The 12,754-nt window shown below is 72.5% G+C and carries 15 protein-coding genes and 1 tRNA gene; 7 read left to right on the top strand and 9 right to left on the bottom strand.

Annotated features, from left to right (window positions below; genetic code table 11):
- Positions 1–29: 29 nt before the first annotated feature.
- A complete protein-coding gene (locus VFJ21_07460) occupies positions 30–1,361 on the top strand; it encodes a M20/M25/M40 family metallo-hydrolase (protein HET7406956.1) in 1,332 nt (443 codons plus the stop codon).
- A gap of 23 nt (positions 1,362–1,384) precedes the next feature.
- On the opposite strand, the gene VFJ21_07455 is transcribed toward VFJ21_07460, so the two are convergent.
- From VFJ21_07455 to VFJ21_07435, 5 genes are all read right to left on the bottom strand, one after another.
- Positions 1,385–1,837: a flavodoxin family protein gene (locus VFJ21_07455; GenBank protein ID HET7406955.1), complete on the bottom strand. Its 453-nt coding sequence runs from the start codon at positions 1,835–1,837 to the stop codon at positions 1,385–1,387.
- 12 nt (positions 1,838–1,849) lie between these two features.
- Entirely contained in the window at positions 1,850–2,863 is a 1,014-nt protein-coding gene (locus tag VFJ21_07450; protein HET7406954.1) for a DUF4349 domain-containing protein, read from the bottom strand.
- A gap of 65 nt (positions 2,864–2,928) precedes the next feature.
- Entirely contained in the window at positions 2,929–3,543 is a 615-nt protein-coding gene (locus VFJ21_07445) for a class I SAM-dependent methyltransferase (GenBank protein ID HET7406953.1), read from the bottom strand.
- Between the two features lie 77 nt (positions 3,544–3,620).
- A tRNA-Pro gene (locus VFJ21_07440) sits at positions 3,621–3,694 on the bottom strand.
- Positions 3,695–3,710: 16 nt separating this feature from the next.
- Positions 3,711–4,595: a metallophosphoesterase gene (locus tag VFJ21_07435; protein ID HET7406952.1), complete on the bottom strand. Its 885-nt coding sequence runs from the start codon at positions 4,593–4,595 to the stop codon at positions 3,711–3,713.
- 36 nt (positions 4,596–4,631) lie between these two features.
- Between VFJ21_07435 and VFJ21_07430 the strand changes: the two genes are divergently transcribed.
- A complete protein-coding gene (locus tag VFJ21_07430; GenBank protein HET7406951.1) occupies positions 4,632–5,081 on the top strand; it encodes a GatB/YqeY domain-containing protein in 450 nt (149 codons plus the stop codon).
- Positions 5,082–5,128: 47 nt separating this feature from the next.
- Here VFJ21_07430 and VFJ21_07425 read toward each other — a convergent pair whose 3' ends face one another.
- Both VFJ21_07425 and VFJ21_07420 read right to left on the bottom strand, forming a co-directional pair.
- Positions 5,129–6,403, bottom strand: a complete 1,275-nt coding sequence (locus VFJ21_07425; protein HET7406950.1) for a hypothetical protein — start codon at positions 6,401–6,403, stop codon at positions 5,129–5,131.
- 2 nt (positions 6,404–6,405) lie between these two features.
- A complete protein-coding gene (locus VFJ21_07420) occupies positions 6,406–8,577 on the bottom strand; it encodes a transglycosylase domain-containing protein (protein HET7406949.1) in 2,172 nt (723 codons plus the stop codon).
- Between the two features lie 197 nt (positions 8,578–8,774).
- Between VFJ21_07420 and VFJ21_07415 the strand changes: the two genes are divergently transcribed.
- On the top strand, positions 8,775–9,086 hold the full coding sequence (locus VFJ21_07415) for a WhiB family transcriptional regulator (GenBank protein HET7406948.1): 312 nt from the start codon (positions 8,775–8,777) through the stop codon (positions 9,084–9,086).
- 4 nt (positions 9,087–9,090) lie between these two features.
- Here the strand turns inward: VFJ21_07415 and VFJ21_07410 are convergent, their stop codons facing one another.
- Positions 9,091–10,248: an ArsA-related P-loop ATPase gene (locus VFJ21_07410; protein HET7406947.1), complete on the bottom strand. Its 1,158-nt coding sequence runs from the start codon at positions 10,246–10,248 to the stop codon at positions 9,091–9,093.
- Positions 10,245–11,246 (bottom strand): ArsA-related P-loop ATPase, encoded by a 1,002-nt coding sequence (locus VFJ21_07405; GenBank protein ID HET7406946.1) that lies wholly within the window; start codon positions 11,244–11,246, stop codon positions 10,245–10,247. Before VFJ21_07405 ends, VFJ21_07410 begins: the two co-directional genes overlap by 4 nt.
- 136 nt (positions 11,247–11,382) lie before the next feature.
- On the opposite strand from VFJ21_07405, the gene VFJ21_07400 reads away from it, so the two are divergent.
- The 4 genes from VFJ21_07400 to VFJ21_07385 all read left to right on the top strand — a co-directional run.
- Complete coding sequence (locus VFJ21_07400) at positions 11,383–11,652, top strand: WhiB family transcriptional regulator (GenBank protein ID HET7406945.1); 270 nt, start codon at positions 11,383–11,385, stop codon at positions 11,650–11,652.
- A gap of 67 nt (positions 11,653–11,719) precedes the next feature.
- A complete protein-coding gene (locus VFJ21_07395) occupies positions 11,720–11,872 on the top strand; it encodes a hypothetical protein (protein ID HET7406944.1) in 153 nt (50 codons plus the stop codon).
- On the top strand, positions 11,869–12,324 hold the full coding sequence (locus VFJ21_07390; GenBank protein HET7406943.1) for a RidA family protein: 456 nt from the start codon (positions 11,869–11,871) through the stop codon (positions 12,322–12,324). Before VFJ21_07395 ends, VFJ21_07390 begins: the two co-directional genes overlap by 4 nt.
- Before the next feature lie 35 nt (positions 12,325–12,359).
- A partial coding sequence (locus VFJ21_07385; GenBank protein ID HET7406942.1) for a hypothetical protein occupies positions 12,360–12,754 on the top strand: 395 nt, incomplete at its 3' end.

Below are 12,754 nucleotides of genomic sequence, written 5' to 3'. Positions count from 1 at the left end.
GCGGTCGCGTGCTCCCGTAGGCTCTCGTGATGGCGACCGACGATCCGACCGGCGAGGTCACCGAGGTCCTGCAGGCGCTGATCCGCAACGCCTGCGTCAACGACGGCACCGCCGAGTCGGGGCACGAGGACCGCAGCGCGGCCGTGCTCGCGTCGTACCTCGAGGACGTCGTCGACCTGCAGTCCTACGAGCCGACGCCGGGTCGCCGGTCGCTCGTCGCCCGGATCGAGGGATCGGATCCGACGGCGCCCTCGCTGTGCCTGATGGGTCACACCGACGTGGTGCCGGTGACGCCGGAGGGTTGGTCGCGCGACCCGTTCGGCGGGGAGCTCGTCGGCGGCGAGGTCTGGGGTCGCGGCGCCGTCGATATGCTGAACATGACGGCGTCGATGGCCGTGGCGTTTCGCGATCTCGCCGCCTCCGGTTTCCGGCCCCGCGGGACGCTGATCTACCTTGCGGTCGCCGACGAGGAGGCGCGTGCGGCGCACGGGGCCGAGTGGCTGGTCGACCACGCGTGGGACGCGGTCGGCGCCGACTACGTCGTCACCGAGAGCGGCGGCTGGCACCTGCACTCGGCCGCCGGCCACCACGTCGCGATCACCAGCGGGGAGAAGGGCACCCAGGCGCGGAGGTTGCGGGTGCGCGGCACCCCGGGCCACGGCTCGATGCCGCTGACCGCCGACAACGCGCTGCTGAAGGCCGCCGAGGTCGTCCGTCGGGTCGCTGCCATCCGGCCCCGCTCCTACCTGTCGGAGCAGTGGACGGCGTACGTCGCCGGGCTGGACGTCACACCCGAGGTCCGGTCCGCGCTGCTGGACCCCGACCGGGTGTGGGACGCGGCGCGGGCGCTGCCGACCGGTGCCGGCGTCGCCCATGCGATGACCCACACGACGTTCGCCCCCACGGTGATCCACGGCGGGGTCAAGACCAACGTGATCCCGGACGCCGTCGACGTCGAGGTCGACATCCGGATCGTGCCCAGTGAGACGGGTGACGACGTGGACCGCTACCTGGTCTCGGCGCTCGGCGAGCTGGCCGGCGACGTGTCGATCGAGCGGGTGTGGGACCTGCCGGCGTCGTCGTCGCCCACCGACACGCCACTGTGGGACCTACTGACCCGGATCACGCAACGTGCGCACCCCGGCGCGGTCGTCATGCCGCGGCTCACCCCGGGCGGCACCGACCTGACCTTCTACCGCGCGGCCGGCGCCGTCGGCTACGGGTTCGCCGTGATGTCGGCGCAGGTCGACCACCGAGAGTTCGCGAGTCGATTCCACGGCAACGACGAGCGGATCGACGTGGAGTCGCTGCGGCTGACGACGGAGGCGTGGGGCATCCTGGCGCGGGAGTTCTGCGGTTAGTTCCTTGGTGCGCGGCCTCCCGGTCAACCGCCCAGCGTGGCGGCGAGGGTGGCGCCGAGCTCCCAGCACGTGGCCAGGTCCTCCTTGGTCGGCGGGCCGGTCACGAGCACCGGCTCGGCTGCTCGCCGCCAGCCGATCCCGCCGGCGATCGCGTCGATCGCGCGGATCGCGCCGGTGGTGTCCATGCCGCCGTGGACGTAGGCCGCGTAAGGACGCTTCGCCGTCTCCTCCAGGCACGGGTAGTAGATCGTGTCGAAGAAGTGTTTGAGGGCGCCCGACATGTAGCCGATGTTGGCCGGGGTCCCGAGCAGGTAGCCGTCGGCGGCGAGAGCGTCGGCGGCGCCGGCCGTCAGCGCCGGCCGGGTGACGACCTCGACGCCTTGGACCTCGTCGGTCGTCGCACCGGCGCGCACGGCCTCGAACATGTCGCGCAGCGCGGGGGACGGCGTGTGGTGCACGATCAGGAGCCTGGCCACCCGGTCAGCATCTCAGCCTTCCTGCGGTTGCGAGCGGTGCAGCCGGCGGCGTACCAGCACCACGGCGGCGCCGATCACCGCAGCCGCTGCCGCGAACGGCAGCACTGCGCCGAGGGCGATGCCCAACCACCGGAAGAACGTCACGAACGCGTGGGCGCCGCCGTCGAAGCCGTCCGACACGGTGACCGCGCCGGCGACGGGCTTCGGCTTCGGCTGCTTGCCCGGCTCGCTGATGGTGACCTCGACGGTGCTCAGGTCGGTCTTGTCGGTGAGCGCCTTGAGCTGGGCCTCCATCGACTCCAGCGTCGCCTCGCGGCCGGTCAGCTCCGACTCCAACTGGATGATCTTGCCGAGGTCGGTCGCCGAGCCGAGCAGCGTCTGCAGGCGGGCGATGCTCGCGCGCTGCACGCCGAGCCGGCTCTGCACGTCGATGACCTGGCCGGTGACGTCCTGCGTCGACTGCTGCACCCGGCGCAGGGTGCCCACGCCGGTGCTGATGCGGTGCACGACGCCGTCGTACGCCGTGGGCGGCACCTTCAGGGTGACGTCGACCGAGGCTTGGCCGTGGTCGCTGGTGCTGTCGTCGGCGAACACGAACCCGCCGGCCGCCGTCGCGATGCTCACGACGTGAGCCTTGGCACCGAGCGGGTCCTTCGCGGTCAGGTCGATGTTCGCCGTCCGGATCTGGTACGACGGCTGCACCTCGGCCGCGCTGAGCACGCGCGCCTGGGTGCTCTGGGTCGTACCTCCGCCGCTCGGCAACCCGGCGTTGCCGCCCGTTGCGGTGCCGGCGGTGTCGCCGCTGCTTCCACTGTTCGTCGTGGCGGCGTCGCCGGGGACGCGCTGCGGCGGGACGGCCAGGGGTGCGGCCTTGCCGGCCGTCCCGTGCTCGACCCCACCTGCCGTCGCGTTGCCCGCCGTGGCGTTGCTCGCGGTCGGGTTGCTCGACGAGCAGCCGGCGAGTGCAAGGGCGAGCACGATGGCTGCCAGTCCGGCCGATGCCGTCGTACGCCGGTGTTGTCGCATGCCGCACCTCCGGGTCGCGTCGGGCCTTGGACGCGAGGTGGAGCGGGTGCGGTTCCGCGGTCAGGTCACGATTCGGAAACTGCCGGGCGGCGAACGATGGTGACCGCCCATCCCGCGTCGTCGTGCCAGGGGCGCAGGTCCCAGGTCGCGAACCGGTGCTCGAGCCGGAGCCCGGACGCCTCGATGTCGGAGTCGAAGTCGGCGAGCGCGTAGGCGCGGTCGGTCGCGAAGCCCACGACCACGAAGCCGTCCGGCACGAGGTGTGTTGCGACTCGGGTGAGGGCGTCGCGTTCGGTGCCCGGTGCCAGGTAGGGCATGACGTTGCCGGCGACCACTGCGCCGTCGAACGGCTCGGGCTCGCCCATCGCCGGCAAATCGAGCTCGGCGAGGTCGGCGACGAGCCAGTGCGGTCCCGGGTGGTCTTCGCGCGCGGCCTCGATCAGCTTCGGGTCGGCGTCGACCCCGACCACGTGGTGCCCGCGGGCGTGCAGCTCGGCGCCGACCCGCCCCGGTCCGCATCCGGCGTCGAGCACGCGGCCACCTCGTGGCAGCAACAGGTCGACGAGTCGCGCCTCACCGGCGAGGTCGGCGCCCTCGGCCGCCATGCGACGGAAGCGCTCGATGTACCACTCGGAGTGCCCGGCGTCGTGGTCGGTCGCCCACCGCGTCGGCTTGCCCATCCGGACACCGTAATCGTGACGGCAGGCGGGGAGAGAAACGACAGCGGCCGGTGCTCGACGGAGCACCGGCCGATTTGTCGGGGTGGCGGGATTTGAACCCACGACCTCTGCGTCCCGAACGCAGCGCGCTACCAAACTGCGCCACACCCCGCGGAAACCGGTCCAGTCTACCTGCCGACGAGTGTCAGCAGCGTCGCCTCCGGCGGGCAGGCGAAGCGCACCGGCGTGTAGGGCGACGTGCCCAGTCCCGCGGACACGTGCAGCCACATGCCGTCGTACTGCGACAGCCCGCGCGCCCGGGCGGTGTCCAGGCCGCTGTTGGTCACCAGCGCGCCGATGCCCGGCACCCGCAGCTGCCCGCCGTGCGTGTGGCCGGCCAGCACCAGCCCGAAGCCGTCGGCGGCGAACCTGGACAGCACCCGCGGCTCGGGCGAGTGCGTCAGCCCGAGGCCCAGGTCGGCGGAGGGTGAGACCGCGCCGGCGATCTCGTCGTAGCGGTCCAGCCAGATGTGCGGGTCGTCGACGCCGCCGACGTCGAGCGTGAGCCCGTCGAGGGACACCGACGTACGCCGGTTGCGCACGTCCACCCAGCCGGCGCCGACCATCGCCGAGCGCAGGTCCTCCCACGGCAGCGGCTTGCCGTGGATCCGTCGGCCGCGGTCGGGGAGCAGGTAGCGCGCGGGGTTCTTGGGTCGCGGCGCGTAGTAGTCGTTGGAGCCGCCGACGAAGACGCCGGGGAACGCGAACAACGGCTCGAGGGCCCGCACCGCAGTCGGCACCGCGTCGACGTGCGCCAGGTTGTCGCCGCTGTCGACCACCAGGTCCGGCTCGAGCATCGCCAGCCTGCGCACGAACGAGACCGTCTTCTCGTGCGCGGGAAGCAGGTGCAGGTCCGACACCTGCAGCACGCGAAGCTGTCGCGACCCCGGCGGCAGGACGGGCACCGTGACCCGGCGCAGCCGGAACGCCCGCACCTCGTAGCCCGCGGCGTAGGCCAGCCCGGCGGCGCCGGTCGCGAGCAGGCCGAGCGGGACGGCGGCGCGGGCTCTCATGTGATCCATCTTCGCTGACGTGGAAGGCTCCATGGCATGAGCCTCAAGCAGCGCCTGCACGACGACCTGACCGCCGCCATCAAGGGCCGTGACACGGTGCGGACGGCCACGCTGCGCATGGCGCTGGCCGCGATCTCGACCGAGGAGGTCGCGGGCAAGCAGGCTCGCGAGCTGTCCGACGACGACGTGCTGACCGTGCTGACCCGCGAGGCGAAGAAGCGCCGGGAGGCGGCGGAGGCGTTCGACGGCGCCGGCCGCGGTGAGCTCGCGGACAACGAGCGGGCCGAGCAGGCGGTGCTCGAGGACTACCTGCCCGCCCAGCTCTCCGACGAGGAGCTCGCCGCGCTCGTCGCGGCGGCGATCGGCGAGACCGGCGCGCAGGGCCAGCAGGCGATGGGCCAGGTGATGAAGGCCGTGCAGCCGAAGGTCGCCGGGCGCGCCGAGGGCTCCCGGGTCGCCGCCGAGGTACGCCGCCAGCTCGCCTGACCGGACGAGGAACGCCTGACCCGGTGACGGGTCGAAGGTGCCCCGCGTCACCCGCCCGACCGTGCCGCCTGCCGCGCCTTGTTGACCTCGGGGTTGTAACAGGCACCGCGCATGCCGAGCATCTGCGCCGGCACGCAGCGGTTGGAGTTGCGGCAGAGCACCGGCTCCGTCCCCGCGCCGAGGATGCGTGCCGCGAGATCGGGCTCGGCGTAGAACGGCCGGCCGATACCGACCATGTCGGCCTCGCCGGAGTCCAGGATCGACCGCACCTCGTCCGGCGTACGGATCCCACCGACCGCGAACACCGGGATCGTCAGCCGCCGCGAGACCTCGGCGAACAGCGACCGGTTCCACACCGGCGAGAAACGAGCCCGGCGAGCACCGACCCGCGCGCCGAGAGTGATGGTCGTACGCCGCAGCCGGTGCGGTGCCGCCTGCCGCAGCCGGGCCGCCATCGCGGGGTTGGTGCGGAAGCTGTCGGGCGCGTCACCGCGGCACAGCGTGGTGTCGGGAAACACCGACACCGCCACCGGTGTGACCGCGTCGAAGCCCCACTCCTGCACGAGCCGGCAGACCTCGAGCGCCTCGGCGCGCGTCGTACGCGGGAAGCCGAAGGGCGCCGTCTCGACCGGCACCTTCACCGCGCACGGGAAGTCGGCGCCGGCCCGCGCCGCCACCTCCGCGCGGATCAGGCGAAGCACGCCCGCCCGCCGCTCGACGGACCCGCCGAACTCGTCGGTGCGCCGGTTGTAGAACGGCGACAGGAACTGGTCGAGGAGCTTGGCGTTGGCCGAGCCGAGCTGGAAGCCGTCGTAGCCGGCCTCCCGCGCCCAGGCCGCGACCTCGCCGTAGCGTGCGGCCATCGCCCGCACCTGGTCGGTGCTCATGACGCGCACCGGGACCCCCCGGAACGACGGCCGCAGCAGCCACGGCACCGGAGAGGCCGCCAGCAGCGGCCCGCGGCGGGCGCTGGCGTAGGGCTCGTGCCACGCTTCCATCGCGTAGATGCCGCCGTGCCCCGCCTGCAGGAAGACCGCCGCGCCCGCGCTGTGGACGGCGTCGACCATCGGTGCCAGGCGCAGCACCTTCGCGCGGCTGTCGACGCAGGTCATGCCGGGCGACGTGCGGCCCTCCGCCGCGATGCACGAGGAGCCCTGGATGATCAGGCCGACCCCGGCCGTGGCGTTGGGCACGAACTGCCGCGCGTAGACCTCCGCGGCGTCGTCGCCGTCGCCCGCGCCCTCGAGCACCGGGGCGCGGTAGAGCCGGTTGCGGATCGTGGCGCCGCCGATCCGCAACGGCGTCAGCAGGGCGTCCGCCACGCCTAGTGTCCGTGTCCGTGGCCGTGCCCCGGCGGTGCCGGCGCCGGTGGAGGGCTGGCGCCCGTCGGGCCCGGAGCCGGCGCCGAGGGCCCGGGACCAGGTGTCGACGGCGTCCCCGGCGTCGGCGCGGCCGGGGCGGGCGGCAGGTAGGACTTGTCGGGCGCGGCGAACGGGACCACCGGCACGCCCTGCAGTGCGGTTGCCATCGTCTTCTGCCAGATCGGCGCGGGGATCGACGCGCCGTAGACGTGCGGGTAGTACTGCCCGTTGATGGTCACGTTGCTCAGCTGGCGGCCCCGCGCGCCGGCCGGGTAGCCGAACCAGACGCAGCTCGACAGCTGGGGCACGTAGCCGCAGTACCACGCGGCGGAGAAGTTCTCGACGGTCCCGGTCTTGCCGGCGGCGGGCCGGCCGATCTGCGCGCCCGTGCCGGTGCCGTGCTGCACGACGCCCTGGAGCACGTCGGTCACGGTGTCGGCCAGGCCGGGATCGACGGCCTGGTGGCAGCCGCGTTGCGGCAGCTGCAGGTGGTTGCCGGTCTGGTCGATGATCGAGGTGATCGCGATCGGGTCACAGTACTTTCCGTGCGCGGCGAACGTCGCGTAGGCGTTGGCCATCGTGAGCGGGCTCACGTCGTAGACGCCGAGGGTGAACGACGGGTGGCCGACGATCGGCTGGCCGGTGGCGGTGTGTACGCCGACCGACTGGGCGACCTGCACCGGTGCGCACAGGCCGATCTTCTGCTCGAGTTTCACGAAGAACGTGTTGACCGACTGCCAGGTCGCGGTCCGCAGCGAGAAGGTGCCGCCCTCGCCGTCCTCGGCGTTGTGCACGTCCTGGCCGCCGTAGTCGAGGACGTGGCCCTCGCAGTCGCGGAAGCCGCCCGGGTTCACGAGGACCGGTGGCGCGTACATCGTGTAGCCGGTCGACAGACCCTCCCGCAGGGCGGCCGCCAAAGTGAAGATCTTGAACGTCGAACCGGACTGGAAGCCCTGGCTGCCGCCGTGGTCGTAGTCGGCCGCGTAGTTGATCCGGGTCTGGTCGGGTCCGCTGCCGTAGTCGCGGCTGACCGACAGTGCCTCGATCCGCCCGGTGCCGGGCTGGATGACCGCCTCCGCCCCGCCGTACGGCCCCTTCGCCGGCACCAGCGCGTGCACCGCCGCGTCGGCGGCCTGCTGGACCTTCGGGTCGAGCGTCGTGTGGATGACGAGCCCGCCCCGCAGCAGCAGCTTGGTGCGGTCGTCGGGCGTGGCACCGAGCGTCGGCAGCTGCTTGATCTCCTCGAGCACGTAGTCGCAGAAGAACGGCGAGGTGCTGCCCTCGCAGCCGTTGTTCTGTGCCGTGATCTTCAGGCCGAGTGGTTGGGCGAGGGCGGCGACCACGTCCTGGTGGTCGACCACGTGCAGCTTGTCCATGACGTTCAGCACGGTGTCGCGCCGAGCCTTGCCGGCCTGCGGGTGCAGCCGCGGGTTGAAGCCGTTGGGGTTGCGGACCAGACCGGCCAGCGTCGCGGCCTGGGCCAGGGTCAGCTGCGACGGGGCCACCGAGAAGTAGTGCTTGGCCGCCGCGTAGATGCCGTAGGCGCCGTCGCCGAAGTAGGCGATGTTGAGGTAGCGCCGCAGGATCTCGTCCTTCGACAGCTTCTTCTCCAGCGCCATCGCGTAGCGCGCCTCGCGCAGCTTGCGGCCGATCGTGTCGGCGGTGGCCTCGCGCTTGTCCTGCTTGGTGGTGGCGGTCTCGATCAGTACGTTCTTGACGTACTGCTGGGTGATCGTCGAGCCGCCCTGCTGCACCCCGCCGGCCTCGACGTTGGTGAACAGCGCCCGCAACGCGCCCTTGATGTCGACGCCGGCGTGGGCGTAGAAGCGGGAGTCCTCGATCGCGACGATCGCCTTGCGCATGACCGGGGCGATCTGGTCGAGCTGCACGTCGACGCGGTTCTCGTAGTAGAAGGTCGCGAGCAGCGACCCGTCGGCGGCGAGGATCTGCGACCGCTGCGGCAGGGGCGGGGTCTCCAGCTGGGTCGGCAGGCTCTCGAACTGGTGCACGCCGGCGCGGGCGGCGAGCCCGAGCCCGCCCAGCACAGGCAGGAACAGCCCGGCGACCAGCAGGCCCGCGAGGGCGCTGACCAGCGCCAGCAGTCCGACGCGGCCGCCCGTTCCCTCGCTACGCACGCCCACCACGGTAGGTGCTGCCCGCGGCGAGACCGCCTCACGGCCGATCAGCCATTGTCCATCCTCCGAACGGGCTATCCAACATGAACCGAACAGGGTCTATTGGTCACCCGCGTCCTGTTCGTACGTTCCTTGGTGCGGCGTACCTCGCGGTGCGCTTCCGGCAAGGAGCAACCGAGACCCCCGAGGATCGCGCCATGGCCTGGATCGAGGACTGGACCGCGAAGGCTGCGTGCCGTCAGGTGACGCCCGACACCTTGTTCGTGCAGGGCGCGGCGCAGAACCGGGCGAAGACCCTCTGCTTCGGCTGCCCCGTCCGGACGGAGTGCCTCGCGGACGCGCTCGACAACAGGGTGGAGTTCGGCGTGTGGGGCGGCATGACCGAGCGCGAGCGGCGGGCGCTGCTGCGCCGCCGTCCCGAGGTCACCTCGTGGCGCAAACTGCTCGAGGACGCCCGCACCGACTACGAGACCCGCACCGGCAGGGGCGACACGGCTATCGCGAGCTGAGCCCTCAGCCCGCGGTGGGCATCGCGGCCGGGGCGCCGGCCGCCAGGTCGGCGCCGATGATGCGCAGCCCGTCGAGGTCGTGCACGTCGCCGGCCTGGGCCGCCACCTCCACGACGGCCACCCCGGGGTGGGCCGAGGTGAACCGGTCGCGCATCCGCCGGTCGCGAAGGGCCGCGCCGGCCCGGTCGGCGTGCACCCGCAGCACCGCCGCGGCGAGCGGCTCCTCCTCCGCCTCCTCGAGCGCCTCGGCCCCGGCGAGCGCCCGCTCCGGCGAGAGCCGCGGCACGGCTGTCGAGTGCACCCGGTTGAGCACCAGCCCGGCCAGCGGCATCTCCTCGTCCTCGAGCCGCTCGGCGAAGTAGGACGCCTCCCGCAGCGCGTCGCGCTCGGGCGCGGCGACGACGAGGAACGACGTGCCCGGCTGCTGCAGCAGCGCGTAGGTGCGCTCGGCGCGCTCCTGGAACCCGCCGAAGATCGACTCGAACGACGACACGAACCGGCTGAGATCCTTCAGCGCCTGCGCGCCGAGCAGCCGGTTGAGCAGGTCGGTGATCATGTTGACCCCGACCGAGATGAACTTCAGGTAGGCCTTGCCGCCGGCCTTCGCCGGCGCCAGCAGGATGCGGATCAGCCGGCCCTCGAGGAAGCCCGACATGCGCTGCGGCGCGTCGAGGAAGTCGAGCGCCGACCGGCTCGGCGGGGTGTCGACGACGATCAGGTCCCAGTCGCCGTCGCGCTTGAGCTGGCCCAGCTTCTCCATGGCCATGTACTCCTGCGTGCCGGCGAAGCTGTTGGACAGCGCGACGTAGAACGGGTTGGCGAGGATCTGCTCGGCGCGCTGGGGGTCCGAGTGCGAGATCACCAGCTCGTCGAACGTCCGCTTCATGTCGAGCATCATCGCCTGCAGCTCGCCGCCGGCCGCGGTGTCGACGCCCTCGACGACGCTCGGCTCGTTGGTCAGCTCGTTGAGCCCCATCGACTGGGCCAGGCGCTTGGCCGGGTCGATCGTCATGACGACCGTACGCCGGCCCCGCTCGGCCGCGCGCAACGCGAGAGCGGCCGCGGTGGTGGTCTTCCCGACGCCGCCGGCGCCGCAGCAGACGACGATCTCGGCACTGTCGAGCATGTGGTCGACGTCGAGCGTCGGCGGCTTGCCGTTCATGCCGCGCCCTGCTCGATCAGTGACTCGGCGAGGTGGTAGAGGCCGCCGAGGTCCACCGAGTCGGCGAGCAGCGGCAGCTCGTAGGTCGGGCGTTCGAGCTCGGCGAGCTCGTCGCGCTCCCGCTCCTCCAGTTGGACCCGGCGGGCGTGCTCGACCGCCTCGGCGGTCAGCCCGCCGACCACGGACGGGCCGGCCTCGATGCCGGCGGCCTTGAGACCGCGGGACAGCTCCTCCCGGTCGACGTCGCCGGCTGCGGCCCGGGCCAGGTCGGCGGCCGACAGGAGCGGCGTACGCGTCATGTTGACGATGACGGCACCCACCGGCAGGTCGGCCTCCTCGAGCTCGCGGACGCCGTCGATCGTCTCCTGGACCGGCATCTCCTCGAGGATCGTCACCACGTGGACCGCGGTGCGCGGGGAGCGCAGCAGATCCATGACGCTGTCGGCCTGGTTCTTCACCGGACCCATCCGGGCGAGCCCGGCGACCTCGGCGTTGACGTTGAGGAACCGCGCGATCCGTCCGGTCGGCGGGGCGTCGAGCACGACCGCGTCGTACTGCGGGCCGCCGCGGCGGCCGCGGGTGACCGACTCCATGAGCTTGCCGGTGAGCAGTACGTCGCGCAGCCCGGGCGCGATCGTCGTGGCGAAGTCGATGGCGCCCAGGCGCTTGAGGACCCGGCCGGCGCGGCGCATGTTGTAGAACATCTCGAGGTACTCGAGCAGCGCCTCTTCGGGGTCGATCGCCAGCGCGAAGACGTCACCGCCGCGCGGCGCGACCGCCACCTTCCGCTCTTCATAGGGCAGCGGCGGGCTGTCGAAGAGCTGGGCGATGCCCTGGCGCCCCTCGACCTCGGTCAGCAGCGTGCGCTTGCCGCCGCTGGCGAGCGCGAGGGCGAGCGCCGCTGCGACCGTCGTCTTGCCGGTGCCGCCCTTGCCGGTCACCACGTGCAGGCGCACGTCGTGCCAGTCGTGTTGCGGGCTCCCCGCCGGTGTCGTCACAGCGTTCGAGCGTAGCCGCGGCCCTTCGGCGGGAAACGGCCGAACCAGTTTCGGTTTCCCAGCAGGAGACCGGCGGCGGTGTGGCGAAGCACACACCTGAACGCTCCCTCATACCCCGCTCGGGAGGTGTGCACCCGTGCTGCTCACAGACGACACCACCTGGCGCGCCCAGGCCGCGTGCCACGGTGAGAACGCCGTCTACTTCTTCCCGCCGAGTCACTTCGAGCGCAAGCCGGAGAAGGACTGGCGGGAGGGCAACGCGCGCGCGATCTGCCGCAGCTGTCCGGTGCAGCAGCAGTGCCTCGACCACTCGATCGAGACCGAGGAGTCGCACGGCATCTGGGGCGGGCTCAACGAGCTGGAGCGCAAGCGCCTGCTCCGCCGCCGCCGCGCGGCCAGCGCCTGACCCCTCGCTGGGGGTCGCGCCCATGCGGCTCGGCACCTTCATGTGACGGCCCCGTAGGGTCCGTCACATGAAGTGGGAGTACGCGACCGTACCGTTGCTGGTCCACGCCACCAAGCAGATCCTCGACAACTGGGGCGACGACGGCTGGGAGCTGGTGTCCGTCATCCCCGGGCCCAACCCGGAGCAGCTTGTCGCCTACCTCAAGCGCCCCAAGCAGTGACGGCACGGGAGCGCCTCGCCGAGCTCGGCCTCGCCCTGCCGGAGGTCGTCCCGCCGGTCGCGGCCTACGTGCCCGCCACGCGCACCGGCAACCTGGTGTTCACGTCAGGTCAGCTGCCGGTCCGTGACGGCAAGCTGCCTGCCACCGGCAAGGTCGGTGCCGAGGTCGACCCGGAGACGGCCCAGGATCTCGCCCGCCAGTGCGCGCTGAACGCGCTGGCCGCCCTCACCACGGTCGTCGACCTCGACGAGGTCACCCGGGTCGTCAAGCTCGTCGGCTACGTCGCGAGCGCCCCGTCGTTCACCGGCCAGTCGCAGGTGGTCAACGGCGCGAGCGAGCTGCTGCAGGACGTGTTCGGCGACGCGGGCCGCCACGCCCGTAGCGCCGTGGGCATGGCCGCGCTGCCGCTCGACGCGCCGGTCGAGGTCGAGATCATCGTCGAGGTCCGCTGACCGGAGCGCCGCCGCTTCGCCGTACGATCGCGGTCATGGCCGCCGATCCCGCCGAGGCTCTCGCTGCGCTGCGCCGCCTGTCCCGCGGGGTGCCGGGTGACTGGACCGAGCGCGCGCTGCGGATCCAGGCGGGGGAAGAGGAGGCGGCACCCGCGCGCGACGCCTCGACCGTCGTCCTGCTGCGTGACGGCCGGGAGGGCCTGGAGGCCTACCTCCTGCGCCGGGTGGCGACGATGGCGTTCGCGGCGGGCATGTACGTCTACCCCGGCGGCCGCGTCGACCCGCGCGATGCCGAGCTGCCGGTCAACGCCTGGGACGGCCCGCCGGCTGATGACTGGGCCGGCATCCTGCACGCCGACGCGGCGGTCGCCCGGGCACTGGTCTGCGCGGCGGTGCGCGAGACCTTCGAGGAGTCGGGGGTCCTGCTGGC

The organism is Mycobacteriales bacterium (assembly GCA_035690485.1).
Lineage (GTDB): Bacteria > Actinomycetota > Actinomycetes > JAFAQI01 > DASSKL01 > DASSKL01.
This window is presented reverse-complemented; position numbering and strand designations above follow the sequence as displayed.